The organism is Cryptosporangium japonicum, from assembly GCF_039524755.1.
Taxonomy (GTDB): domain Bacteria; phylum Actinomycetota; class Actinomycetes; order Mycobacteriales; family Cryptosporangiaceae; genus Cryptosporangium; species Cryptosporangium japonicum.
The window spans coordinates 351,928-376,998 of record NZ_BAAAGX010000033.1 but is presented as its reverse complement, the minus strand read 5'-3'; the positions used below and the strand labels follow the sequence as shown (position 1 = coordinate 376,998).

General features: G+C 72.3%; 23 protein-coding genes. 9 read left to right on the top strand and 14 right to left on the bottom strand.

Annotated elements, in window-relative coordinates:
• Positions 1–13: 13 nt before the first annotated feature.
• The gene (locus ABD437_RS37335) at positions 14–1,642 is read right to left on the bottom strand and encodes an ABC-F family ATP-binding cassette domain-containing protein (RefSeq protein ID WP_344653683.1); all 1,629 of its coding nucleotides are present in this window, start codon (positions 1,640–1,642) and stop codon (positions 14–16) included.
• Positions 1,643–1,830: 188 nt separating this feature from the next.
• Complete coding sequence (locus tag ABD437_RS37330) at positions 1,831–3,177, bottom strand: PucR family transcriptional regulator (RefSeq protein WP_344653682.1); 1,347 nt, start codon at positions 3,175–3,177, stop codon at positions 1,831–1,833.
• Positions 3,178–3,488: 311 nt separating this feature from the next.
• Between ABD437_RS37330 and ABD437_RS37325 the strand changes: the two genes are divergently transcribed.
• Genes ABD437_RS37325 through ABD437_RS37300 form a run of 6 tightly spaced genes read left to right on the top strand, consistent with a single transcriptional unit; the run spans position 3,489 to position 8,867 of the window.
• Positions 3,489–4,670, top strand: a complete 1,182-nt coding sequence (locus tag ABD437_RS37325; protein ID WP_344653681.1) for an ABC transporter substrate-binding protein — start codon at positions 3,489–3,491, stop codon at positions 4,668–4,670.
• Entirely contained in the window at positions 4,667–5,458 is a 792-nt protein-coding gene (locus tag ABD437_RS37320) for an ABC transporter ATP-binding protein (RefSeq protein WP_344653680.1), read from the top strand. Before ABD437_RS37325 ends, ABD437_RS37320 begins: the two co-directional genes overlap by 4 nt.
• The gene (locus ABD437_RS37315) at positions 5,442–6,107 is read left to right on the top strand and encodes an ABC transporter ATP-binding protein (RefSeq protein ID WP_344653679.1); all 666 of its coding nucleotides are present in this window, start codon (positions 5,442–5,444) and stop codon (positions 6,105–6,107) included. Before ABD437_RS37320 ends, ABD437_RS37315 begins: the two co-directional genes overlap by 17 nt.
• Complete coding sequence (locus tag ABD437_RS37310) at positions 6,104–6,958, top strand: branched-chain amino acid ABC transporter permease (protein ID WP_344653678.1); 855 nt, start codon at positions 6,104–6,106, stop codon at positions 6,956–6,958. The genes ABD437_RS37315 and ABD437_RS37310 overlap by 4 nt, the downstream gene beginning before the upstream one ends.
• A complete protein-coding gene (locus ABD437_RS37305; protein ID WP_344653677.1) occupies positions 6,955–7,986 on the top strand; it encodes a branched-chain amino acid ABC transporter permease in 1,032 nt (343 codons plus the stop codon). Before ABD437_RS37310 ends, ABD437_RS37305 begins: the two co-directional genes overlap by 4 nt.
• A complete protein-coding gene (locus ABD437_RS37300; RefSeq protein WP_344653676.1) occupies positions 7,983–8,867 on the top strand; it encodes a PaaX family transcriptional regulator in 885 nt (294 codons plus the stop codon). Before ABD437_RS37305 ends, ABD437_RS37300 begins: the two co-directional genes overlap by 4 nt.
• Here the strand turns inward: ABD437_RS37300 and ABD437_RS37295 are convergent.
• From ABD437_RS37295 to ABD437_RS37245, 11 genes are all read right to left on the bottom strand, one after another.
• Complete coding sequence (locus ABD437_RS37295) at positions 8,848–9,648, bottom strand: IclR family transcriptional regulator (protein WP_344653675.1); 801 nt, start codon at positions 9,646–9,648, stop codon at positions 8,848–8,850. The two genes, ABD437_RS37300 and ABD437_RS37295, sit on opposite strands and share 20 nt — an antisense overlap.
• Positions 9,649–9,689: 41 nt before the next feature.
• Complete coding sequence (locus ABD437_RS37290) at positions 9,690–11,396, bottom strand: thiamine pyrophosphate-binding protein (RefSeq protein ID WP_344653674.1); 1,707 nt, start codon at positions 11,394–11,396, stop codon at positions 9,690–9,692.
• Between the two features lie 95 nt (positions 11,397–11,491).
• Positions 11,492–12,871 carry an EAL domain-containing protein gene (locus ABD437_RS37285; protein WP_344653673.1) on the bottom strand — a complete coding sequence of 460 codons (1,380 nt, stop codon included), beginning with the start codon at positions 12,869–12,871 and terminating at the stop codon, positions 11,492–11,494.
• Between the two features lie 132 nt (positions 12,872–13,003).
• The gene (locus ABD437_RS37280) at positions 13,004–13,747 is read right to left on the bottom strand and encodes a class II aldolase/adducin family protein (protein ID WP_344653672.1); all 744 of its coding nucleotides are present in this window, start codon (positions 13,745–13,747) and stop codon (positions 13,004–13,006) included.
• Positions 13,740–14,870: an aromatic ring-hydroxylating oxygenase subunit alpha gene (locus ABD437_RS37275; RefSeq protein ID WP_344653671.1), complete on the bottom strand. Its 1,131-nt coding sequence runs from the start codon at positions 14,868–14,870 to the stop codon at positions 13,740–13,742. Before ABD437_RS37275 ends, ABD437_RS37280 begins: the two co-directional genes overlap by 8 nt.
• On the bottom strand, positions 14,867–15,682 hold the full coding sequence (locus tag ABD437_RS37270; RefSeq protein ID WP_344653670.1) for a sugar phosphate isomerase/epimerase: 816 nt from the start codon (positions 15,680–15,682) through the stop codon (positions 14,867–14,869). The genes ABD437_RS37275 and ABD437_RS37270 overlap by 4 nt, the downstream gene beginning before the upstream one ends.
• Entirely contained in the window at positions 15,679–16,566 is an 888-nt protein-coding gene (locus ABD437_RS37265; RefSeq protein ID WP_344653669.1) for an NAD(P)-dependent oxidoreductase, read from the bottom strand. Before ABD437_RS37265 ends, ABD437_RS37270 begins: the two co-directional genes overlap by 4 nt.
• Positions 16,566–17,576, bottom strand: a complete 1,011-nt coding sequence (locus tag ABD437_RS37260) for an ABC transporter ATP-binding protein (RefSeq protein ID WP_344653668.1) — start codon at positions 17,574–17,576, stop codon at positions 16,566–16,568. Before ABD437_RS37260 ends, ABD437_RS37265 begins: the two co-directional genes overlap by 1 nt.
• Entirely contained in the window at positions 17,573–18,367 is a 795-nt protein-coding gene (locus tag ABD437_RS37255; RefSeq protein ID WP_344653667.1) for an ABC transporter permease, read from the bottom strand. The genes ABD437_RS37260 and ABD437_RS37255 overlap by 4 nt, the downstream gene beginning before the upstream one ends.
• Positions 18,360–19,190: an ABC transporter permease gene (locus ABD437_RS37250; RefSeq protein ID WP_344653666.1), complete on the bottom strand. Its 831-nt coding sequence runs from the start codon at positions 19,188–19,190 to the stop codon at positions 18,360–18,362. Before ABD437_RS37250 ends, ABD437_RS37255 begins: the two co-directional genes overlap by 8 nt.
• A complete protein-coding gene (locus ABD437_RS37245; protein ID WP_344653665.1) occupies positions 19,175–20,272 on the bottom strand; it encodes an extracellular solute-binding protein in 1,098 nt (365 codons plus the stop codon). Before ABD437_RS37245 ends, ABD437_RS37250 begins: the two co-directional genes overlap by 16 nt.
• 143 nt (positions 20,273–20,415) lie before the next feature.
• Here ABD437_RS37245 and ABD437_RS37240 point away from each other — a divergent pair, with 143 nt between their 5' ends.
• Positions 20,416–21,294 (top strand): Lrp/AsnC family transcriptional regulator, encoded by an 879-nt coding sequence (locus tag ABD437_RS37240; protein WP_344653664.1) that lies wholly within the window; start codon positions 20,416–20,418, stop codon positions 21,292–21,294.
• On the opposite strand, the gene ABD437_RS37235 is transcribed toward ABD437_RS37240, so the two are convergent.
• Positions 21,291–22,583, bottom strand: a complete 1,293-nt coding sequence (locus ABD437_RS37235) for a pyridoxal phosphate-dependent aminotransferase (RefSeq protein ID WP_344653663.1) — start codon at positions 22,581–22,583, stop codon at positions 21,291–21,293. The genes ABD437_RS37240 and ABD437_RS37235 overlap by 4 nt on opposite strands.
• Positions 22,584–22,707: 124 nt before the next feature.
• Here ABD437_RS37235 and ABD437_RS37230 point away from each other — a divergent pair, with 124 nt between their 5' ends.
• Together ABD437_RS37230 and ABD437_RS37225 are read left to right on the top strand one after the other, a co-directional pair.
• Entirely contained in the window at positions 22,708–23,070 is a 363-nt protein-coding gene (locus ABD437_RS37230; protein WP_344653662.1) for a hypothetical protein, read from the top strand.
• A gap of 968 nt (positions 23,071–24,038) precedes the next feature.
• The gene (locus ABD437_RS37225) at positions 24,039–25,010 is read left to right on the top strand and encodes a hypothetical protein (RefSeq protein ID WP_344653661.1); all 972 of its coding nucleotides are present in this window, start codon (positions 24,039–24,041) and stop codon (positions 25,008–25,010) included.
• Positions 25,011–25,071: the final 61 nt, after the last annotated feature.

The following is a 25,071-nucleotide window of genomic DNA, read 5'->3' as shown; positions in this document are numbered from 1 at the left end:
GTGAGCGGGGCTTCTAGCGCTCCGGTGTCGCCCCACCGGCCTCGGTGAGCACCCCTCCGTCCAGCCGCAACCGGCGGGTGACCCCGAGCGCCGCCAGGAACGTTTCGTCGTGACTGACCACCACGAACGCGCCCTGGTAGGCCTCCAGCGCGCTCTCCAGCTGCCCCACGCTCACCAGATCGAGGTTGTTCGTCGGCTCGTCGAGCAGCAGCAGCTGCGGCGCCGGCTCCGCGTAGAGCACGCAGGCCAGCGTCGCGCGCAGCCGCTCACCGCCGGAGAGCGCCCCGACCGGCAGGTGCGCCCGGCCGCCGCGGAACAGGAACCGCGCCAGCAGCGTGAGCCGCTCGGACTCGGGCCGCTCGGGGGCGAACGCGGCGAAGTTCTCCGCCACCGTGCGCTCCGGGTCCAGCAGGTCCAGGCGCTGGGACAGGTACGCGACCCGGCCCGGCCCGTGGCGCAGCACCCCGGCGGTCGGCGTCGCCTGGCCCGCCAGCAGGCGCAGCAGCGTCGACTTGCCGGCGCCGTTCGGGCCGACCAGCGCGATCCGCTCCGGGCCCCGGACCGTCAGGTCGACGCCGTCGCCGGCGAAGAGGGAGCGCACCCGCAGCCGCTCACCGCTGAACACGGTGCGGCCGGCCGGTACCCGCGTGCCCGGCAGGTCCAGCGTGATCGTCGCGTCGTCGCGCAGCGCGCGCTCGGCGTCGTCGAGGCGGGCCTGGGCGCCCTCCAGGCGGGCGGCGTGCAGGTCGTTCGCACGACCCGCTGATTCCTGGGCCCCCCGAGCCATGTTACCGGCGAAGATGCGGGGCAGCCCGGCGCTCTTGAGGTTGCGCGAGGCGGTGCTCGCCCGCCGCGCGGCCCGCTCCTTGGCCTGCTGGGCGCCGCGTTTCTCGCGCTTGAGCTCCTGCTCCGCGCTGCGGACGTTCTTCTCGGCCACGTCCTGGGCGGCCGCCACCGCGCTCTCGTACGCGGTGAAGTCGCCGCCGTACAGGTGCATCTCGCCGCGGTGGAGCTCGGCGATGCGGTCCATCCGGTCGAGCAGGGCCCGGTCGTGGCTGACGACGACCACGCAGCCGCGCCACTCGTCGAGCACGCGGTGGAGCGCGTCCCTGGCGCCGGCGTCGAGGTTGTTCGTGGGCTCGTCGAGCAGCAGGACGTCGGGCTGGTCCAGCAGGAGCGCCGCGACGCCGAGCGAGACGACCTGGCCGCCGCTCAGCGTGTCCAGGCGCCGGTCGAACGCGAGCCCGCCGAGGCCGAGCCGGTCGAGCTGGGCCCGGGTGCGGTCCTCGACGTCCCAGTCGTCGCCGATCGCGGCCAGCACGGACTCGCCGGCGTCACCGGACTCCAGCGCGTCGAGGGCCTCGATCACCGGCGCGATGCCGAGCACCTCGGCGACGGTCGGGTCGCCGGCGAGCGGCAGGGTCTGGGGGAGGTAGCCGACCGTGCCCTGGACGGTCACGCTCCCGGCGGCCGGCCGCAGCTCGCCGACGATCAGCCGCAGCAGCGTGCTCTTGCCGGAACCGTTGGGCGCGACCAGGCCGGTGCGGCCACCGCCGAGCGAGAACGACAGGGAATCGAAGACCGGGGTGCCGTCCGGCCAGGAGAACGACAGGTCGGAACAGCTGACGAACGCAGTGGACATGCCATGCCCTCACGGGGGAACGCGGGCACGCCACCGGCGGGCCCGACATGATCAGGGAACGACGAAATGGCCACGGCGGCGCGACTGCGCCGGTGGCTCACCCCCGGAACTCATCCGGAGATGTCGTCGTCTCCCGCCACGGTTCGTCTCCTCGGATCACCGATCTGACGTTTCGACGGTAGCAGGGTTCAGCGTTCCCCGGCCCGGACGGCGAGTCGGGCGGGGACACCGGCGTGGTCGTTCGCGGCCAGCGCCACCGCGTGTGCGCGTGGGCGGGACGTGCTCGGCGGGCCGAGTCCCGGCGGGGCCGAGCCGGCCGGGGGCGTGCGGTGCGTCCCGGACGGCGTCTCCGGCGCCGGTGGGGTGCTCTCCCGGACCCGGTCGTGGCGCAGCGTCGCCAGGTAGATCGCGACCTGGTCGGCGGCCCGGCTCAGGTCGAGGCCGAGCCGCTCCTCGATCCGGCCGAGCCGGTAGAGCAGCGTGTTGCGGTGGATGTGCAGCGTCGCGGCCGTGCTCGTGCGGTCGAACCCGTAGGCCACCAGCGCGTGCAGCGTCGTCCGCAGGTCCTCCGGCAGCGGGTCGTAGACCCGGGCGGTCAGCGCGTCGCTCACCTCGGGGCTGAGCTCCACCAGCACCTCGGGCGCGAAGTCCGCCAGCCCGATCGTGCCGGTGCGCCCGTGCCGCACCGCGACCTCGATGACGACGTGCAGGTCGTGGCAGGCGGCGCCGAGCCGGCCGCGGGAGGCCGCCGGCCCGACCGCGACCGCGACCTCGTCCAGGCCGGTCAGCCACTCCAGCGCCGACGGCGACCGGCAGATGCCGTCGATCCGGGTGCCCTCACTGAACGCCAGTACGCCGCCGGCCGCGGTCAGCTCCGCGGCGAGGCGGGCGTGGTCACCGGCGCCGGCGCCGCGTTGCGCGGCGGTGAACGGCAGGTACGGCCCGGTCGTCGGGAGCCCGATGTCGTCGGCCAGCTCGACCAGGTCGGCGGTGAGGGCGGCGGCGCCGTCCAATGCGTCGAACAGCCGCCGGAAGCGGCGTTCGCGCTCGGACCGGCGCAGGTCGCGGTCGTCGAGACTGGCCTGGACGATCGCGGCCGTCGTCAGGTTGACGTAGGCCATCATCTCCTCGGTGACGGTCACGACCGCCGCGAGGTCCTCCGCGCCGGCCGCCGCCCGGACGGCACGGGAGGCCGCCTCGGCCGCGATCCGGTAGGAGCGCAGCAGCTCCTCGACCGGCGACTGGGACGCCGCCGCCGCCTGCCGGACGAGGGCGCGCAGCTCGGCGCGGGTGGGCTGCTCGCCGGAGTGCAGCATCCGGGTGAACATCCGCACGTGGTCGCGCACCAACGGCGGCACCGCGGTCCAGCGCGGGTTGCCGGCGCGGGGCTCGGTGGGGGCGTGGCCGTCGAGTCCGCGGCTCGCCCGCAGGGCCTGCAGGACGGCGTCGGTGACGGTGTCCCGGTCGAGCGCGTCGATGAGACGCCGGACGCGTGCACGGTCGGACAGCGATCGGGACTCATCGGACTCCGGCATGGGACCAGAGCTTGCCCGCCATTTCTCGATGGAACCGCTGGCCGGGACTGCGATAGGTCACCGATCGGGTTTCCTTAAGGTTTCCTGCTCGGCTTCGATTCAGCTCGTCAAGCGACGCGCGGAACCTGTTCGTCTGGGCGAAATAGGGCGTGGAATGTCCCCGTGGCCTGCGGAGTCGCAAATAGAAGGTCTCTTGTGGAGGCAACGATCCACACCATATTGACCGGCGGTCGTCACGCCTCTAGATTGCCAAATCACGGACCGGCCCTATGTGTTCCACGCCACATGGCATCGATGCCAGGAGGTTCACCGTGCGGATCTGGATGGCGTCCCTACTCGCGGCGGTACTCGTTCTGGCTGGATGCTCGTCCAGCGGCGGCGACTCCGAGACCGGTCCGATCCGGATCGGGTTGACCGTGCCTCTCACCGGCAACTACCAGGCGCTGGGCACCGGCGATCAGCAGGGTGCGCAGATCGCCGTCGAACAGATCAACGCCGACGGCGGCATCGACGGCCGGAAGATCGAGCTGGTCGTCAAGGACGACAAGACCCAGCCCGACCAGTCGGTGCTGGCGTTCAACGCGCACAAGAACGAGGGCGCGGTCGCGGTGATCGGTTCCTCGTTCTCCAACTCCGCGCTGGCGGCGATCCCGCTGGCCGAACGCGCGTCGATGCCGTACCTCTCGCTCGCCGCGGCCGACCAGCAGGTCGACCCGGTGCGGAAGTTCGCGTTCCAGATCCCGGCCCGCTCGTCCACCTACGCCGAGCAGACGCTGAAGTACCTCCAGACCACCAAGATCACCAAGATCGCGCTGGCCCACGACACGAAGAGCTCCTATGCGGTCGCCGGGTACGAGGCGGTCAAGGAGAAGGCGTCGCAGTACGGCGTGACGGTCGTCGTCGACCGGGCGTTCGACACCGGCACGCAGGACTTCAGCGCGGTGTTCGCGCCGGTGCGCACGTCCGGGGCGCAGGCGCTGTTCTTCTGGGCCACCGGGCCCCCCGCCGTGATCGCCACCAAGCAGTTCGCGTCCTCGGGGCTGTCGATCCCGCTGATCCTGACCGGCGCGCAGGGCACCCCGCTCTTCACCAAGCCGGCCGGTGCGGCGGCGGAGAAGGTCGTGCTCTCCACGTCGATCGGCGTGATCGGCAAGGACCTGCCGGCCGGTGACCTGAAGCAGGCCGTCGACAAGCTCGCCGGGGACTACCAGAAGAAGTACGGCACGTATCCGCCGCAGTTCGCCGCCGACGGGTACTGCGGGGTGATCATCCTGGCCGAGGCGATCCGCAAGGCCGGCAGCACCGACGGCAAGAAGGTGCAGGCGGCGCTGGAGAAGCTGTCGCTGCTGTCGCCGAACGGGCGCTACGAGTACAGCGCCGACGACCACTCCGGCCTCTCCACCGACAACATCGCGATGGCCCAGGTCACCGGCGGGGCGTTCGTCCCCACCCCCTGGATGGTCCAGCAGCTCTCGACGAACCTCCCCAAGTGAACTCGCCGGTACTGCGGCTGGAGGGGCTCTCCCGCTCGTTCGGCGGAGTGTTCGCGGTCCGTGACGTGAGCCTGTCCGTCCCCTCCGGGCAGACCAGGGGCCTGATCGGCCCGAACGGCGCCGGCAAGTCGACGCTGTTCAACCTCGTCGCCGGTCTGCTCCGGCCCGACGCGGGGCGGGTGAGCCTGGCCGGTGACGCGGTCACCCGGCTGCCCGCCCACCGCCGGGCCGCCCACGGCGTCGCGATCGTGTTCCAGGGTGCGCGGGTGTTCCCCGGGCTCACCACGCTCGAGAACGTGATGGTCGGCGCGCACACCCAGGTCCGGCACGGGTTCCTCGCGGCGGCGGTCCGGTCACGCCGGTGCCGTCGCGAAGAACGGGCCGTCCGGGTGTCCGCGCTGGCCGCGCTGGAGCGGGTCGGGCTCGCCGACTGGGCCGACGTGCCCGCCACGTCGCTGCCGCTGGGCCAGCAGCGGCGCACGCAGCTGGCCCGGGCGCTCTGCGCGCAGCCGCGGCTGCTGCTGCTCGACGAGCCGGCGGCCGGGCTGCGCGGCGCCGAGCGGGCGGCGCTCGCGGAGGTCATCGAAGGACTGCGTGGCGAGGGGCTGACGATGATGCTCGTCGAGCACGACGTCGGCTTCGTCTCCCGCCTCGCCGACCGGGTCACCGTCCTCGACCTCGGCTCGGTGATCGCCGAGGGCACCCCGGCCGAGGTGCGCCGCGACCCGGCGGTCGTCACCGCATACCTGGGCCCCGGGGAGGTGGAGCGCGATGCTGGAAGTACGTGAACTCGTGGTGCGCTACGGCACGGCCACCGCGCTGGACGACGTCGAGCTGGACGTCGCGCCGGGCGAGATGGTCGCGCTGGTCGGCGCGAACGGCGCCGGGAAGTCCACGTTGGTCAACACGCTGTCGGGGATCGTGCGGCCGGCGTCGGGAACGGTCCGCCTGGACGGCCGGATGGCCCAGGTGCCCGAGGGGCGGCAGCTGTTCGCCACGCTGAGCGTCGAGGACAACCTGCGGCTCGGGGCCTGGCGCAACCAGCGTTCCCGGCGTGACCCGGCGCGGATCTACGACCTCTTCCCCGACCTGGTGCGCCTCCGGCAGCAGCTCGCCGGTTCGCTCTCCGGCGGCCAGCAGCAGATGGTCGCCGTCGGGCGCGCGCTGATGGCCGACCCCGACCTCCTCGCGGTCGACGAACTCTCGCTCGGGCTGGCCCCGCTCGTGGTCCGTGACCTCGCCGCGCACCTCGCCGAACTCAACCGGGACCGCGGCCTGGCCGTGCTGCTGATCGAACAGGAGACGACGCTGGCGTTCGAACTCTGCCGGCGCGGTTACGTGCTCGAAGCCGGCCGCGTGGTGGCGTCCGGTCCCTCGGCCGAGCTGCGGGCCAGCCCCGCCGTCGCCGCCGCCTATCTGGGAGGACTGCCCGGATGAGTGAGTTACTGGGGTACCTCGTGGCCGGTGCGGCCCTCGGCTGCACGATCGCGTTGCTGGCCAGCGGGTTCGTGGTCGTGCACCGGGTCACCGGCGTGGTGAACTTCGCCCAGGGCATGTTCCCGGTCGTCGCCGGGCTGGCCGCCGGTTCGCTGCTCTCGGCGCACTGGCCGCACGGCATCGCCGAGCTCGGCGGGATCGCGCTCGCCGGCGCGGTCGGCCTGGTCGTCGGCGTCGTCGCGATCGGCAAACCCGGCACCCCGCCGCTGGCGTCGTTGGTGATCACGTTCGGGCTCGGGTTCCTCGGCTACGCGATCGAGATCATCGTCTGGGGCGACCAGCCCCGCGGCTTCGACGGCCTCTCCGGCGTCGTGACGCTCGGCGACGTCCGGATCCAGCACCAGTGGCTGCTCGTGATGGTCGTCACGGCCGGTACGTTCGCCGCGCTCGGCGCGTTCTTCGGCCGCACCTACCTGGGCAAAGGGCTCACCGCGTGCGCGGCGAACCCGTACGCCGCCCGGCTGGCCGGCATCGACGTGCGCCGGATGGGCCTGTACGCGTTCGCGCTGGCCGGTGTGCTCGGCGGCATCGCCGGTGTGCTCCTGACGCCGCTGCAGTCGATCGCGTTCGACCGGGACGTCGCGCTGGCGGTCAACGGGTTCGCCGCGGCCGTCCTCGGCGGCCTCGACCGGCCCGGCACCGCGCTCGCCGGCGGGCTGCTGCTCGGCATCGGCCAGACGCTCTTCGCCGGCTACGTCGACGGCTCCTTCCAGACCGAGGTCGCGCTCGGCTTCATGGTGCTGGTCATGGTGGTCAGGGCCGTCCGCCAGCCCCAGGCGGTGGCGGTATGAACCGCCTCGTCGGCGTCGGGTTCCTCGTCGTCACGATGAGCCTGCCGCTGGTGCTCGACGACACCCGGCTCTCGATCTACGTCCTGATGGGCCTGGCGGTGCTCGTCGTCACCGGCATCAGCCTGCTGATGGGCTACGCCGGGCAGGTCTCGCTCGGCCAGGCCGCGTTCTACGGCATCGGCGCGTACACCGCCGCGGTCCCGGCCGTGCACGGGTGGCCGCCGGTCGTCGGCCTGCTCGCCGCCCCGCTGGTCGCCGCCGCCGCGGCGGCGCTGCTCGGCGCGCTGCTGCTCCGGCTGCGCGGCCACTACCTGGCGTTCGCGACGCTCGCGCTGCAGCTGATCATCCTGTCGGTGGCGGCCGAGATCGAGTTCTTCGGCGGCGCGATCGGGCTGCAGGGCATCCCGCAGTTCGGCATCGGCTCGGTGACGCTCGACGAGCCCCGCGAGTACGCCTGGCTCACCTGGGCCGCGGTGGCGCTGGTGCTGCTGCTCACCGCCAACATCGTCGCCAGCCGCCCGGGCCGGGCGCTGCGTGCGCTGGCCGGCAGCGAGCAGGCCGCCGCGGCCAGCGGCGTGCCGGTGATCCGCTACAAGGTCACGGTCTTCGCCCTGTCGGCGGCGTTCGCCGGCCTGGCCGGCGGCATCTACGCGTTCTTCCTCGGTTACATCGCGCCGGGCTCGTTCACGATCGCGATGTCCGTCGAGTGGGTGGTGATGGCGGTGTTCGGCGGCCTGGGCACCCGCTGGGGCCCGGTCGTCGGCACGGTCGCGGTCACGCTCGTCGTCCAGGTGCTCAACGACCTGAGCACCCGGCCCGGCGCGCCCAGCTACGCGCCCACCGTCCTCGGGTACGCCGCGTACGCCGTGCTGCTCATCGGCGTGCTGCTGTTCATGCCGGCCGGGGTGGTGCCGTGGCTGCGCAACCGCGTGCGGCGGCGCCGGAAGACCCCCGACGAGCCGATTCGTATGATCCCGGAGTGGCCACCCCGACGAGAGCAGACGTCGCGAGCCACCACACCCCCATGACCACGGTCCAGCTGCCCCGCAGGCAGGCCGGAACCTCGCCCCAGCACCTCCTGGTCACCCTGCTCGGCGACTACTGGAACGGCCGCCGGGAGCACCTGCCGTCGGCGGCGCTGGTCGCGCTGGTCGAGGAGTTCGACGTCGGCGAGGTGAGCGCACGGGCCGCGCTGCGCCGCCTGGCCCGGCGGGGGGTGCTGGAGTCCAGCAAGGTGGGGCGCAACACCTACTACGGCCTGTCCGCGTCGGCCACCCGCACCATCGTCCAGAGCTCGAAGCGCATCGTCCACCTGGGAACCCGCGAGGAGTCCTGGGACGGCGTCTGGACCGTCGCGACGTTCTCGCTCCCGGAGGAACAGCGGGACCTGCGCCACCTGCTGCGAAGCCGGCTGCGGTGGCTGGGGTTCGCCCCACTGTTCGACGGGGTGTGGGTCTCACCGCGCGCGGCGACCGCGGAGGTGCGTGAGTTCCTCGACGAACTCGCGATCAGCTCGGCCGCGGTGATGCGGGCCGAGGAAGCGGTCGGCACCCCGCTGATCTCGGCTTGGGACCTCGACGAGATCCGGCACGCCTACGAAACGTTCCTCGCCGACACGCTCCCGCTGCGCGAACGGCTCGACGGCGGCGACGTCGGGTCGGCCGAGGCGCTGATCGCCCGCACCCGGCTGATGGACGTCTGGCGGACGTTCCCCGCGCTCGACCCCGACCTGCCCGAACGGGTGCTGCCCGCGGACTGGCCCCGGCGCCGGGCCCGCGCGGTCTTCGGTGAGCTCTACGACGCGCTCGGACCGCTCGCCGAGGCGCGGGTGCGTCAGGTGCTCGCCCGGTTCGACGCGTCGCTGGCGCCGCTGGTGCGCCACCACACCACTACCGAGCTGACCATCTGAGCGTGCCGTTCGCGGTGTCGCGGGCCAGCTCACGGGAGAGCGCCAGCGCGGCCGTGCGCACCGCGGGCGCGAGCCGGTCGAGATCGAGGTGCTGCGCCCAGCCGGTGATCGAGATCGCCGCGATCACCGAACGCTCGTGGTCGAAGACCGGTGCGCCCACGGCCGAGACACCGACCTCGGCCTCCTCCCGGTTGATGCCGTAGCCCCGCTCGAGCGTGCGCGCGAGCTCCTGGCGCAGGAGGCCCGGCATCACGATCGTGCGTGGCGTCAGGCGGGCCAGCCCCGCCTCCACGACCTGACGCAACCGGTCGGGCGAGCCGTAGGCGAGGAACACCTTCCCGGTGGCCGTGCAGTGCGCGGGCAGGCGCCCGCCGACGCGCGACACGATCGGCGTCGAGCGGCGTCCGCTCACCTTCTCCAGGAACAGCGTGTCGTTGCCGGCCGGCACCGTGAGGTGGATGTTCTCGTGAGTGGCCTCGTAGAGGTCCTCCAGGTACGGCAGCGCGGCCTCGCGCAGCTCGCGGTGCCGGGGCACCCGCTGGCCGAGCACGAACAGGCTCATGCCCAGCCGGTAGCCGCGCGTGGTGCGCTCCAGGCCACCCCAGGTGACCAGCTCGTTGAGCAGCCGGTACGCGGTCGGTTTCGGCAGGCCGGTACGTTCGGACAGCTCGGAGAGGGTCAGGTCGACGTCGGTGGCGCCGAACGCGTCGAGCAGGCGCAGCCCGCGTGCCAGCACCGACTTCGGGACGACGTCGCTGCCGTCCCCGCGCCCCGGTTCCATCCGCTGATCGTGGCGTCGCCGGTACCGCACCGCAATCGTTCTCAGGTCGCCTCTGCGGTGGACAGACCGCTGGCTGCGGTGAACGCGTGCGTGGTCACCGGAACCTCGACCAGCAGCGGTCGGGCCCGGTCACCGGCGCCCGCGACGAGGGCACGCAGCTCGTCGGTGTGACCGACCCGCGTCGACGCCAGCCCGAAGAGCCGCGCGGCGGCCTGCCAGTCCAGGCCGGGCAGGTCGAGGCCCAGGTAGGTGTTCCGCTCGGCCGAGCGGCTCTTCGTGCCGTCGAGCGTGTCCTTGAGCGTGCGGTACTCGCCGTTGTTCACGATCACGAACGTCACCGGGGTCCGGTAGCGCGCCGCGCTCCACAGGCCTTGCAGCCCGAACATCGCCGAACCGTCGCCGAGCACCGCGACGACCGGGCGGCCCGGGTCGCCCAGGCTGCTGCCGACCGCGGCCCCGATGCCCCAGCCCAGGCCGCCCCCGACCGTGTGCACGTAGGACTTCGGCCGGTCCGGGCGGTACACCGAGCGCAGCGCGATACCCGCCGTGATCGCCTCCTCGACCACCACCGCGTCCGGCGGCAGCCCCGACGCCAGCGCGTGCATCGCCGCCAGCGGATCCAGCGGCGCCGGCCCGTACCTCGCCCGCGCACCGGCGTCGACCGCGTCCCGCTGCGCCGCGGTCCCGGCCGCGGTGCGCGCGGCCCGCTCCTCGATCCGGGTCAGCCGCTCCCGTGCCGCCTCGGACGGGCCCGCGGACAGGGCGTCGGCGAGCGCGTCGTCGAGGGCACCGAGCGTGGGGCCGATCGCGCCCACCAGGCCGGCGGCGACCGGGAAGTTGCGGCCGATCTCGTGCTGGTCGGAGTCGAGCTGCACCACCGCGGTGCCCTCCGGGATCGCCGGCCCCGGCGTGTAGTGGTGCGGCATGAACGCGTGGCAACCGACGATCAGCACGACGTCGTGGGGCTCCAGCGCCGCCCGGATCGACGCGTGCCGCGGTGGCAGCATGCCTCGGTGCAGCGCGTGCCCGCCGGGGAAGTCGACCCCGTCGAACATCGGCTGCGACCACACCGTCGCGCCGAGCCGCTCGGCCACCGCGACCAGCTCCGGCACCGCGCCCTCGCGGCCCACCGCGTCCCCGGCCACCACCACCGGCGCCGACGCCGCCGACAGCAGGCGCACGGCGTCGTCGAGCGCGGTGGCGGCGGGAAGCCCGGCCACCCGCGACGGTTCCCCGACCGCGACCGGGCCCTCCTCCTCCAGCAGGTCCATCGGCACCGACACGAACACCGGCCCCGACGGCGGGCGCCGGGCCAGCGCGAACGCCCGCCGGAGCAGCACCGGCAGGTCGTAGGCCTGGTGCACCTCCACCGCCGACTTCGTGACCGGCGCCGCGAGCGCGACCAGGTCGCCCGAGAGCATCGGGTCGGCGAGCAGGTGCCTGCGGTCCTGCTGCCCGGCCAGCACCACCATCGGCGTCCGCGACCGGCTCGCGTTGAGCAGCCCGATCAGCCCGTTCGCCAGACCGGCGGCGACGTGCAGGTTCACGAACGCCGTCCGCCCGGTCGCGCGCGCGTACCCGTCGGCGGTCGCGACCACCGACGCCTCCTGCAACCCCAGCACGTACCGCAGGTCGGGGGCGTCCACGAGCGCGTCGAGCAGTGGCAGCTCAGTGGTGCCGGGATTGCCGAAGACGTACTGGACGCCTTCGCTGCGCAGGATCTCCAGCAGTGCGTCCACGGGTTTCACGCGAGCTCCTCCGAGTGCGTCGGCGGCACGGGCGGAGCGTCGGCCCGAACGCGTCGAACTACAAGGAGGACATTCCGGTGAATGAAAACCGGCGGTCAGTTGGCCCAGGTGGTGTAGGCGCGGACGTGACGGGCCGGGAGCGGGTGGCCGTAGTGCCAGCCCTGCGCCCGGTCGATGCCGAGACGCCGGGCCAGACCAGCCTCGGCGATGTTCTCGATGCCCTCCACGGTCGTGGTGAGGCCGAGGCGCTGCGCCAGCGCGGTGACCGTCACCAGCACGTCGGTGCCGGCCTGCGCGGCCGGGAACGGCAACTGGCGCACCGGGTCGAGCAGCGCACCGGCGAGCTTCAGACCGTGGATCGGCAACACCGGGAGCATCGCCAGCCGGGACAGCCCGGTGCCGAAGTCGTCGAGCGTGAGGTGCGCGCCGGTGGCCGCGAGCCCGCGGAGCACCGGGAGGTCGGCGTCGGTGAGCGAGACGTCCTCGGTGATCTCCAGGTGCAGCAGCTCCGGCGGGAGGCCGGTGCGGTCGAGCAGGTCGCGGATGTCGTCGACGAGCGCGGGATCGCGCAGCTCGGCGGGGGAGACGTTCACGCCGACGAAGAGCGGCCGCGCCGCCTCCCGCTGCCAGCTCACCGCGGTCTCGCACGCCTCCGTGCGCAGCCGCTGCCCGAGCGCGCGGAACAGCTCCGACTCCGACGCGTCGGGCAGGAACGCCGCGGGCGGCAACGTGCCGCGCACCGGGTGCTCCCAGCGGGCCAGCGCCTCGAAGCCCAGCAGCCGCTCGTCGTCGAGGGCGACGATCGGCTGGTAGTAGGGCACGACCTCGCCGCGCTCGAGTGCGGCGGGCAGCTCGGAGCGGTAGCCGGTGTCGAGCACGCGTCCGGTGCGGCTGACCGGGGCCGCCGGGTGCTCTACGTCCGGCTCCGTCTCGCCGGGCGTTTCGGCGGGTTCGTTCGTGGCGGCCAGCTGGGAGCGGAGAGCGCGCTCGGCGCGTTGGCGGGCGACCAGGTCGGAGGTCCGGATCGCGTCCTGCTGGGCCAGCGTCCGGTCGTGTGCGGCTCGCGCGAATCCCACTCCGACCGCTCCCACCAGTGACGCCAGCCGCTGCGGCAGCACGCCGTCAGCGGGATCGATACCCAGTTCCGCCGGCAACCTCGTGCCGAGCAGGTACAACGTCCGGCCGAGCGCGTCCGGTGCGGCGAACCCGATCGTCACCACGCCCTCGCCGATCGCCCGTCCGGCCGCCGCCGAGTCCGCGTGCCCGTGCAGCGCGTCCGCGGCCTGGTCGACGAGCAGCCGTAACCGTTCGACGATCACCGTCCGGTCGTCGGCCACCCAGCTCGTACCACTCAGGTTGCGGGCCCATTCCCACGCGAACACCGCGATGTCGACCGCGCGGTTGTGCTCCGCGCGACCGGCTCGTCGGCCGGGTGCGGACGTCACCGTGTCCGAACTCCACTCCGGACGGTCCACGCGCTGGCTCCCGGGTGTAGGCGGTGGTTGGCCGATCCTAAGACCACTGTGGCCGGTGGTTGTTTCCGAACAAGGTACGTTGCCCGCTTTTCTCATACTTTCTCGGTGGAGGCGGCGGGACCGCCGCTGGAGTCAGGAAGCCAGGTCCGGCGCGATCCGGTCAGCCAGCCGGCGCAGCGCCGACCACGCCAGCGCCCCCGCCTGGTCGTCGACAAAATCGTCGCCGGTGTCCACGCCGGTGAGCTGGCGCGCGGTCCGCTCGCACACCTCCGGCTCTGGCACCACCAGCGGCACCCCGGTCGCCTGCGCCGCGACCTGAATCTCGCACGCCCGCTCGAGATAGTGCATGCGCAGGAACGCCTGCCCCGGCGTCTGGCCCACCGTCAGCAGGCCGTGGTTGCGCAGGATCAGCGCCGGGTGCGGCCCCAGGTCGTCGACCAGCCGTTTCTGCTCGGCCAGGCTGAGCGCGACCCCCTCGTAGTCGTGGTAGCCGACCCGGTCGTAGAACTCCATCGACATCTGGTTCAGCGGGAGCAGCCCGTCGCGCTGCGCCGCCACCGCGCACCCGGCCTTCGTGTGCGTGTGCAGCACGCACTGCGCGTCCTCGCGGGCCTGGTGCACGGCGCTGTGGATGACGAACCCGGCCGGGTTCACCGGGTGCGGGGTCGGCTCGACGGCCCGCCCGGACAGATCGATCTTCACCAGGCTCGATGCGGTGATCTCGCTGAACAACAGTCCGTACGGATTGATCAGGAAGTGGTGCTCCGGTCCCGGCAGCCGCACCGAGATATGCGTGAAGATCAGGTCGGTCATCCGGAAGTGGTCGACGAGCCGGTAGACGGCGGCGAGCTCGCACCGCAGGTCCCACTCACTCATCGACGCCCTCCAACGCGGACGCCACCAGCACCTGGAACCGGGCCGTGATCTGGTCCCAGTGCGGCAGCAGGTGGTTGCGGTCGGCGGCGGGTGAGCTCCGCCCACGCTGCAGGCGTTCGAGTATCGGCACGTCCTGGTCGTTCACCTCGAACAGCACCGCCGACAACGCCTTGCGCGCGTCCTCGAACTCCGGCCCGGCCGCGGTCCGGTCCACGAACACCGCCATGTGCTCGACGGTACGGTCCGCGGCCACCGGTTCGAAGCCGATCACCTGGAACCAGTCGGCCTCCAGGAACACCAGTGCGTTCGGGAACACGCAGAAGATGTCCTGCCGGTCGCGCAGCGCGGCCGGTACGTCCCCGAACATCGGCAGCGGCGACGAGGTCTTCGCCGCCTTGCCCGCGGCCCCGCGCGGATAACAGCCGCCGAGGATGTCGTCGGCCAGCATGACGTCGTCGATGTCCAACGCGGCCGCGGCCGGTCCGACCTGGGGATGGACGAACGGCAGGTGGTAGAAGTCGAGGAAGTTCTCCACCACGAGCTTCCAGTTCGCCGCGATCTCGTAGGTGTCCTCGGCGGCCAGGTGCAGGCGCTCCAGGTCGACCGGGGCCCAGCGTTCCCGCAGCGGCGCCAGCGCCTCGCCCAGCGGCCGGCCCGGCTCGCCCAGGCTGACCAGCACCATCCCGGCCCACTCGGCGTGCGTCACCGGCAGCAACGCCAGCGCGTCCCGGGTCGCCTCGTCCGGCGCCGAGCCCTTGCTGCGGTCCCAGTACGGCGTGCCGCAGAGCCCACCGTCGACGTCGTACGTCCAGTAGTGGTACGGGCAGCGCAGGCGTTTGCGGGTGCTGGGCTCCTCCGAGAGCACCATGCCGCGGTGACGGCAGATGTTGTGGAACACCCGGAGCACGCCGTCGAGGCCCCGGGTGATCAGCAGCGGCCGCCCGGCCACCGTGACCGGGTGCGAGCTGCCCGGCGCCGACACCCAGTGCGTGAACCCGGCCCAGACCCAGCGCCGCTCGAAGATCGCACCGCGCTCGGCCGCGAACACCGCCGGATCGGTGTAGGCGTCGGCCGGCAGAATGCTGGTGCCGATGGCTCGGTCGTCCAGAGGCCCGACGGTCATGCGGTGCTCCCCTCGAAGAGTTCCTCGGCCCACGACTTGAGCAGCAGCGCGTCGGCCCAGCGGTCGCTGATCTGGGCGCCGTCCGGTCCGGTGATCGCGTAGGGCACCGTGCCGAGCTCGCAGCAGAACATCAGGTCGTCCCCGGTGTAGGACCGCATGCCCGCCGTCCACCAGCGGCGGAAGCGCTCGGCGGTGTCGCGGTGCTGCGGGAACGACGGTGAGACCTGCACCTGGCCCCGGGTGGCGATCCGGCCCTGCAGCGAGCCCGCGCGGGCCAGCACCCGCCCGATCAGCGACTCGACCCGCGGATCCGGGGCGTCGGGAAGCTCGTTGCCGACGACGTAGTGCGAGAGGTCGACCGCGAGCGTCAGCTCCGGGACGGCGTCGAGCAGGGAGACGGTGAAACCAAGGTCGTTGGTGAGCGTGTACCGGTGGGTCTCCAGCTGGAACGGTGTCCCTCCGGCGCGCCGGAGCCAGCCCCGGACGATGTCCGCCGCGGTCCCGACGTCGCCGGGGAACACCTGTCCGCAGCCCACCACCAGCTCCGCGCCGATCGTGTCGGCGTACGCCAGCGCGGCGTCCAGCGCGGCGTCGTCGGGAAGAAAAGTGAACACCGCGCTGCGCAGGCCCGAGAGCAGCGGCGCCAGCTCGGCGGCCGCGGGTGCCTCCCGCGCCCCGAGGTCGACCGCGAGCCCCGCGAAGCCGGCCGACGCGATCCGCTCGACCCGTTCGGCGAGCGTCCACGGCTGCGCCGAACGCCAGGGCAGATCCTCCATCGCCCACAGCGACTGGAACACCGACAGGGTCGTCACGGTCGGCCCACCACCCGCGGTGGCTCCTGACCGGCCAGCACCGCCGCGACGGACTCGGCGGCCCAGACGTACGGACGCACCGCCGCCGTGGCGGAGTACCACGCGGCATGGGGCGTGAGAACGGTGCGCGGAAAGCTCAGCGCGGGGTCGTCGGGCGGCGGGGGTTCGCTCGGCAGCACGTCGAGCGCCGCACCGGCGACGTGACCCGACCGCAGCGCCGCACCGAGCGCGGCGGTGTCGAGCACGGCGCCGCGGGCGACGTTCACCACGAACGCCCCCGGCCGCAGCGCCGCGATTCCCGCCGCGTCCAGCACCGGCTTCGCGCCGGGCCGGTGCGGCACGTGCAGGGTGACCACGTCGGATCCGGACAGCAGGGGTGACAGGTCCTCGCCCGACGACGCGGAGAGCACCCGCATGCCCAGCGCGGTCGCCCGAGCCGCGACCGCCCGGCCGGTCGCACCGAAGCCGATCACCCCGAGCGTGGTACCGGCGATGCGACGCGGAGCGGCCTCCCGGACGTCCCAGCGTCCGGCCCGCACCGCCGAGTCCAGCGCGGTGACGCCGCGCAGCAAACCCAGCACCAGCGCGATCGTGTGGTCGGCGACCTCGTCCGTGCAGTAACCGGCGGTCGAGGTCACCCACGCGCCGCGCGCCGTGACCGCGTCGACCGGCACGTGGTCGGTCCCGGCCGAGGTCGCCGCCACGATCCGCAGGTCGGGCAACGCGTCCAGCTGCGCCGGGGTCAGCGGCGTCTCCGGCCCGAGGAGCAGCGCGACGATCCCGGCGCCGGCCGGAACCACCGATGACACCCGCACCTCGGCCGGCACCCGCGACTCCACCTCGGACACCACCGCGAACGGATCGACCACCACCACGACGGGCATCACGCGTCGGCGAGCGCGCGCAGGGCGCCGCCGCGGTGACGGACACCGATCGTGTCCCCGGCCTCCGGCCGCACGGCCAGCTCGCCGGGGATCGCGCTGACCACCAGCGCGGTCTCCTCCGCGGTCACCGTCACCCGCAGCCGCGAGCCCTGATAGACGACGTCGGTGACGGTCGCGGCCACCGTGCCCGGATGGTCGGCCGCGGTCAGCTCCAGGTCCTCGGGGCGCAGCACGGTGATCCCCGAACCGGAGACCGGGTTCCCGAACAGCGCGGCCCGGCCGTCCACCACCGGCAGCAGGTTCGCCTCCCCGAGGAACCCGGCCACGAACCGGGTCGCCGGCCGCCGGTACACCTCCTCGGGCGATCCGACCTGGACGATCCGCCCCTCGTGCATGATCGCCACCACGTCGGACATGGACAGCGCCTCCACCTGGTCGTGGGTCACCGCGACCGTCGTCGTCCCGGTCTCCCGCTGGATGCGTTTGAGCTCGAGCTGCATCGCCTCGCGCAGTTGCTTGTCCAGCGCGGCCAGCGGCTCGTCCAGCAGCAGCAGTTTCGGCTCGAACACCAGCGCGCGGGCCAGCGCGATGCGCTGCTGCTGACCGCCCGACAGCGACCGCACCGAGCGGTCGGTCACGTCCGGCAACTGCACCAACTCCAACGCCGACGCCACCCGCGCCCGCCTCGACGCGGACGGCACCTTCCGCGCCAGCAGCGGGAACTCGACGTTCCGGCCCACCGACAGGTGCGGGAACAACGCGTAGTTCTGGAACACCACGCCGATGTCCCGCCGGTGCGGCGGCACGTCGAGCAGCGGTTCGCCGTCGACACGCACGTCGCCCGACGTCGCCGCGACGAAGCCCGCCAGCACGTTCAGCGTCGTGGTCTTGCCGCTGCCGCTCGGTCCGAGCAGCGTCGCGAAGCTTCCCGCCGGCACGGTCAGGCTGACGCCGTCCAGGATCCGGGTGCCACCCAGGTGCACCGTGAGTTCGTCGATCTCCACGCTCATCGGCGTCGTCTCCCCAGTAGCAGGCTCAACCCGAGCAGGACGACGGCCAGCCCGATCACCAGCGTGCTCACCGCCGCGATCGCCGGTGACGCGCTCTGGCTCGCGTCCAGCCAGATCCGCGTCGGCAGCGTCTCGCGCCCGGGCGGCGAGAGGTAGTAGGCCAGCACCGACTCGTCGAAGCACAGCCCGAACGCCAGCACGGCCGCACCGGCGACGCTCCGCGCGACCAGCGGCAACTCGATCCGCAGCAGCACCGAGGGCCAGGTGTGCCCGAGGCTGCGGGCGGCCCGCGCCAGCGCCGGGTCCACCCCGGCCAGCCCGGCCGCGACCGCCAGGTAGACGATCGGCGTGGCCAGCACCGCCTGCCCGACCAGCAGCGTCCCGAGCCCGGCCCGGCCGCCCAGGTCGTCGACCGCCAGGTACAGCCCCAGCGCCAGCACCAGCTGGGGCACCACCAGCGGGGCCAGCATCACCGTGCGCAGCGCCCGCTGCCCGCGCCGGAGCCGCCGCAACGCGAACGCCGCCGCGGTACCGGCCACCGTCGCCAGCACGGTCGCGCCGGCCGCGATCCGGGCCGAGAGCCCCAGCGCGTCCCGCCAGGCCGGGTCGTTCAGCACCGCGCTGAACCAGCGCGGTGACCACTCCTGCGGCGGGAACACCAGGAACGAGTCGGCGCTGAACGCCACCGGCAGGATGACCAGCAACGGCAACAGCAGAAAGAGCGCCACGACGACGCCGAGCGCGACCGCGATCGCGCTCGTGCGCGGTGCCGCCCGGCGGAGGTCACTCACGCTCCACCGCCGCGCTCCAGGCCCGCCCGATCCCGAGGAACCGGTCGGCCAGCAGGTACAGGCCGAGCGTCGCCACCAGCAGCAGCACGCCCATCGCCGCGGCGCCGCCCAGGTTCTGCAACCGCCCGAACTGCGCACCGATGACGATCGACACCACCTGGCCGCCGGGGCCGCCGAGGAACGCCGGCGTGACGTAGAACCCCAGGCTCAGCACGAACACGATCACCGCGCCGGCCAGCACACCGGGCCGGATCGCCGGGAGCACGACCGAGCGCAGCGTCAACCATTCACCGCCGCCGAGGCTGCGGGCCGCGCGCAGCTGCGTGGCGTCCAGCGCGCGCAGATCGGCGTACACCGGCAGCACCAGGTACGGAAGCATGATGTGGACCATCGCGGGCACCAGGCCGGGCGTGGTCTGGTACAACCCCAGCCCGTCGCCGCCCACGACGACGTCGAGCGCCCCGGCCGGCTGCAACGTCAGCACCCAGCCGAACGTGCGGACCAGCAGCGACACCCAGAACGTCAGGAACAGCACCCCGAACAGCACGCCGGCCAACCAGCGCGGCGCCGCGGCCAGCGCCACCGCGTACACCGTGCCGATCACCACCGTGAACACACTGACCAGTAACGACAGCCAGAGGGTCCGCACCGCCGCGTCGAGGAACAGCTCGCTGGAGAACGGCTCGGTCAGCATGCCGACCGGCCCGTCGGCCGCGATGCCGGCGGCGAGCACGGCGACCAGCGGACCGATCAGCCCGATCAGCAGCAGTGCGAGCGGCGGCAGGAGCAGCCACCGCCCGCCCTCGCTCACTTGCCGACCCACGCGAAGAACTTCTCGACGTACTCCCCGTCCTGCTTCGCCAGCGACGGAACGTCCACCGACAGCTGTTTCGCCACGTTGTCGGGCGCGCTCGGCTGCTTCGCCAGTTCCTCGGGCGTCAGCAGATCGAGCGCGGCCGACACGGTCGGACCGAGGTAGAGCTCCTTGGCCACGGCGGCCTGCGCCTCGGGGGTGGACAGGTAGTCGATCAGCGCGTTCGCGGCGTCGGCGTTCGGTGCCTGCTGGGTGAGGGCGAAGCCACCCCAGGGGTAGAGGATCGCGTCCTGGTAGGTCCAGTCGATCGGCTTGCCGCTGTCCTTCAGCTGGATCATCCGGCTGTTCGCGGTCGCGATCATCGACGCGCTGCCCTGCGCCATGTATTGCTGACCCTGGGCGTACGAGTCGTAGAAGATGATGTCCTTCTTGATCGTGTCCATCTTCGCGATCGCCCGGTCCAGGTCGAGCGGGTACAGCTTGTCCTTCGCGACGCCGTCCGCGAGCAGCGCCAGCTCGGCGGTGCCGGCGTAGATCGACTTCGGGAACGCCCGCTTGCCGGGGAACTTCTTCGTGTCGAAGAAGTCGGCCCAGCCGGTCGGCGTCGCACCGAGCTTCGTCGACCACCCCAGCACGACGCTGTACGCGTAGCTGCCCGCCGCGTAGTCCTGGTACTGCTTGTCGACGAGGTCGCAGCGGCGCACCCAGTCGGCGAGCTTGCCCGGCGGGGTCTTGCCCTCGATCAGCGCGGCGATCGAGTAGCCGTCGAAGTCGATCATGTCCCACTCGGGGTTCGGCTTCGCGACCATCTCGGTGAACTTGCCGTAGTCCCAGGAGGCCTGGGTGACCCGCGCGCCGGAGAGCTTCGTGAACGGGTCGAACTCCAGCTTCTGCCGGACCTCGTAGGTCTCGCCGCCGAAACCGGCCACGACGACCTGGCGTGACGTCAGGTCGGGCCACTTCGCGTCGACGCCGGAGGGCGCGGCCGACGGCGTGGCTTCGGCGTCACCGTCACCGCAGGCGGCCAGCAGAGCCATCCCGCCGGCGGCCAACGAGACTCTCGTGAGGAACTGACGACGGGAGGAGTGCACGGGGAGCCTCCGGGGGTTCGACTTTCAGCGGCAAGCTGGGGGTAGCGCCGCTGCAACGCTCGTAAGCTAGCGTCGCTACTTACGGATCTGCGGTCTGAAATCCAGATGGCCGCAGAGATTTACTAACCCGAAACCGGAGGCCGATGGACGCCGACGTGTTCGACCGCGCGCTGCTCGCCGAGCTGCGCCGCGACGGGCGGGCCACGTTCGAGGCGCTGGCCGCGGCGGTGGGCCTGTCCCGCCCGGCGGTGACCGCGCGGATGCGCCGGCTGCTCGACAGCGGGCTGGTGACGATCGTCGGCGTGGTCCACCCGTCGGTGTTCGGCCTCACCGCCTACGCCCACCTGGGGCTGACGATCGAGGGCCCGGTGTCGCCGGTGGCCGACACGCTGGCGGAATTCCCGGAGATCCCGTTCCTGTCCGCGGTCGCGGGACGGTTCTCGCTGATCGCCGAAGTACGGTCCGCCGATCAGGCGGCGCTGGCGGCGACGGTGCGCCGGGTCGCCGGCCTGCCGGGCGTCCGCCGGGTGGAGACAGGGGTCTACACCGAGATCCGCAAGGACACGCACTTCCCGCCCGGCCCGTACGAACAGAGTCCGATCGACGACGCCGACCGCGGCCTGCTCGCGCACCTGCGACGCGACGGCCGGGCCTCGTTCGCGGAGCTGGCCGAGGGGGTGGGCCTCTCGACCAGCGCGGCCCGCTCCCGGGTGTTACGGCTGCTGGAGTCGGGCGCGGTGCACGTCGGGGCGAAAGTGAACGCCAGCGCGTGGGGCGCGCCCGTCCTCACCGGCTTCGAGGTGACGCTCGGGGGCGATCCCGCGCCGGTCGTCGCCGTCCTGGAGGGTCTCGAGCAGATCGAGTACCTCGCGACCGTGGTGGGGCGCACCGACCTGATCGGCACCGCGGTCACCTACGACGCCCACGAGACCCTGAAACTGCTCGAGGACGTCCGGGCGATGCCGGGCGTCCTCGGGCTCGAAGCGTGGACGCACCTCGACGTCCGGAAAGAACGGTATTAGCGCGCGCGGGCCATCCGTGGGCCGCCGAGCGGGTCGGAGCCCATCAGCGGCACGACCCGGTCGCCCAGCGGGTCGTCCTCGATCAGCTGGTGGGTTCCGGTCTGCACGCCGGAGGGCTGCGCGAACCGGTTGTTCAGGTCCATCGGCGTCGCGCCGTCGAGCGACTCGGAGAACGACGAGGTCAGGTAGCTGCGGATGCCGTTGAGCAGCCGCTCGGTGTCGGCCCGGGGCCGGACCACCAGCCGCACGAACTGGCTGGTGATACCGAGCTTGTTGCCGCACTCGCGGATCAGGACACCGTGCCGCTGCAGCAGGTAGTCGCGCAGGCGCGGCCCCTCGACCTCGGCCGGGAGCTTCACCAGCACGAAGTTGCCCTGCGACGGGAAGACCTGCATGCCGGGGATGCGGCGCAGCTCGTTGATCATCTCGTAGCGGTCGCGGGCCAGCAGGCGCAGGCTCTCGCGGTACTCACCGAGGTGGTCGCGGAGCATGAACACCACGGACTCGGCCAGCGAGTTCAGGTTCCACTTCGGCAGCCGGGAGCCGATCTTCTTCACCAGCGCCGGGTTGCCGACGACGTACCCGAACCGGATGCCGTGCAGACCGAAGTTCTTGCCGAGGCTCTTGAGCACGACGACGTTGTTGCGCAGCATCGCCTCCTGCGCGATCGACGGCCGGTGCTCGGCGTCGACAAAATCGATGAACGACTCGTCGACGACGACCAGGTCACGATCGGCCAGCGAGTCGACGAACCGGAGCACCTCCCACTTGGGGATGTAGTTGCCGTCCGGGTTGTTCGGGTTGCACACCACCGCCACCCGCGAGCCGCGCTCCCGGATGAATTCGATGTACGCGTCGATGTCGAGCGCGAACCCGCCCGCCTCCGGGAGCTGGAACATGTCGACGCGCTTGCCGGTCTCCAGCGACTGGTCGGTCCAGCGACCGAACGTCGGCACCGGCGTGGCCATGCTCTCGGTGATGAGCAGGTGGTCGATCCAGGTGATCAACTCGGTCGAGCCGTTGCCCATCGCGATCGTCTGCGGCGGCATCTGCAGGAGGCTGGCGAGCTGCCCGGTGATCGCGCCCGCGTCGGTGGGGTAGTACTTGAGCATCGTCTCGAGCTTGGAGGCCAGCTCGGCGAACATCTCCGGGGTGGGGAAGTACGGGTTGCAGGGGATGCAGAAGTCGGAAAGCTCTTCGGCGCCGGCGCCCATGCTGCGTGTGAGGGTGGCGTACGACGGGCTGTGGTTGCCCTGTCGGAACATGCCCAGGTCCATCGAGTGCTTCACGCAGGTCCTTCCATCGGGCCGGTCTAGGGGGTTACGCGGCTCGCAGGCGGTGCACTCTCACAGACGGGTTGCGGGGGACGCCGGTTCACCCGAGTTGCTGGTGTGAGCGACGTATTCTGCGGCGGTGAGTCTCGCCGCTACCGCCCTGGTGACCGTGCTCGGAGCCGGGTGCGCGGCGGGCACGCTGTGGTTGGCCCGCCGGGCCGAGAACGCTTCGCGTCCGGGCGGGGAGGCCGAGAACGTTTCGCGTCCGGGCGGGGAGGCCGAGCTCGATGCGGCCGGTGCTGGTGCGGTGGGCTTGCCGGCGCGGGAGGCGGGCGCGGGGGACCCGCCGGGTGAGGTAGCGGCCGGGAGTGACTCCCCGAACGGTGGGGAGCGTTGGTGGGAGGCCCAGCCGTGGTGGGAGTCCCTGTCGGAGGACGAGCGGGGCTGGGTGGTCCGCAATCTCGCCGAGGCCGGGCACGCGCCCGGGGCGGACGTCGATTGACTCGTTGACAGGTTGCTCTAGTCTCCGCGCTCAACTGAGCGCTACCGCACTGGTGGTGTGCGAGTGACTGGAGGGACGCGATGTATCCGGACGGAGAACTCGATAAAGGATTAAATGGGGCGGTGATCGTGGCGGAGCCGATCGACCCCGCAACTCCGCCCGCTCCGGCGGCTTCCGCGCCCGACGGCGGCGACGCACCACCAGCCCGAAAAGCCCCACCCGCGCGAAAGACCCCCGCTCCCCGAAAGAGCCCTGCTCCCCGGAAGAGCCCCGCTCCCCGAAAGTCCGCCACCGCCCGGAAGACTCCCGCCCCACCGGAGGCTTCCGCCCCTCAGGAGACGCCGGCCCCACCGGAGGCTTCCGCCCCTCAGGAGACGCCGGCCCCACCGGAGGCTTCCGCCCCTCAGGAGACGTCCGCCCCACCGGAGGCTTCCGCACCTCGGGAGACTCCCGCACCTCAGGAGACTCCCGCGCCGCAGGTGGCTGCCGCCGAGGTGGAGGCTCCCGCAGCCCCGCAGGCCCCTGCCTCCAAGGCCCCCGCCCGGAAGGCCTCGGCCCGGAAGGCTCCCGCTTCGGCGCCGGCGGCTTCGGCAGCGCCCGCCTCCAAGGCTCCGGCCCGGAAGGCCTCGGCCCGGAAGGCGCCTGTCACTCGGAAAGCTGCGACCGTCCGGAATGTCGTGGCGGTCGACGAAGCGTCAGTAGCCGAGGTGGCTCACCCCGTTGAGGTAACTGCTCCGGCCGAGGTGATCCCGGCTGCGGAGGTGACTCCGGCGGAACACTTGGCTCCGGCGGCCGAGATCGCGGCGCCAGTCCAGGCACCTCCGGCCCCTCCGGTGGCTCCGGTGGCTCCGGTGGCTCCGGTGGCTCCGGTGGCTCCGGTGGCTCCGGTGGCTCCGGTGGCTCCGGTGGCTCCGGTGGTTCAGGGGGCCTCGGTGGCTTCCTCGGGCGTGGGGGAGCGGGGGAGCACGGTGACACCGATCGGTGACACCGAACCCGGCACGGTTGCACCGATCGGTGCAAGCACGGCGGCGGCGCGGCCCAAGACGCTGATCATCGAGCGGATCCTGCGCGATCGGGAGGGCCTCTGGCGCGACATCCTCGCCGAGCAGAACCTCAACACGGTGCTCCGTCGCATGCTGGTCAGCTCGGTGATCTCGCTGGCGTTCTACGGGCTGGTGCTCGGCGCCTCGGCCGGTCCGTTGCAGGCGGTGTCGTCCGCGGTGAAACTTCCGCTGCTGTTCCTGCTCACGCTCGCGATCTGTCTTCCGACGCTGTACCTCTTCAACCTCGTGTTCGGTGCCCGGTTGTCGATCCGGCAGGCGTTGGCGCTGGTGTTGGTGGCGATCACGGTCACCGGGGCGTTGACCCTCGCGTTCGCGCCGATCAGCTTGTTCTTCCTGGTGACTTCGAGCGACTACTCGTTCTTCAAGCTCCTCAATGTGGGCATCCTGATGCTCACCGGGTTCATCGGGCTCAGCCTGATGGTGGACGGCATGCGTGGTCTGAACCGGCTGTCCGGACACGAGCCGGCACCGCGTCCGGAGCCCCGCTACGCCTGGGAGGCCCTCGACGCCCATCCCCACGGCCCCCACGCCGTCCCGGCCGCGTCAGCCGTCCACACGGTGCCGAACACCCAGAACATCCACGCCGCCCACCAGAACATCCACGCCGCCCACCAGATCAACGCCGCGCACCAGGTCCACGCCGCGCACCAGATCAACGCCGCGCAAAAGGCTCACCCCGCTCCCGGCGCCTTCGACCGGCCGGTCAACACTCGGCTGCTCTACGTCTGGGCGCTGCTGTTCGGGTTCGTCGGCACGCAGCTGGCCTGGACCCTCCGCCCCTTCATCGGCGAGCCGAACCATCCCTTCCAGCTCTTCCGCGACATCGAAGGCAGCTTCTACTCCAACGTGCTCTCGACGATCGCGTCGCTCTTCTAAGCACGGGAGAAGCTTCTAGGCACGGGAGAAGCTTCTAGGCACGAAGAAGCCCGCCCCGGCG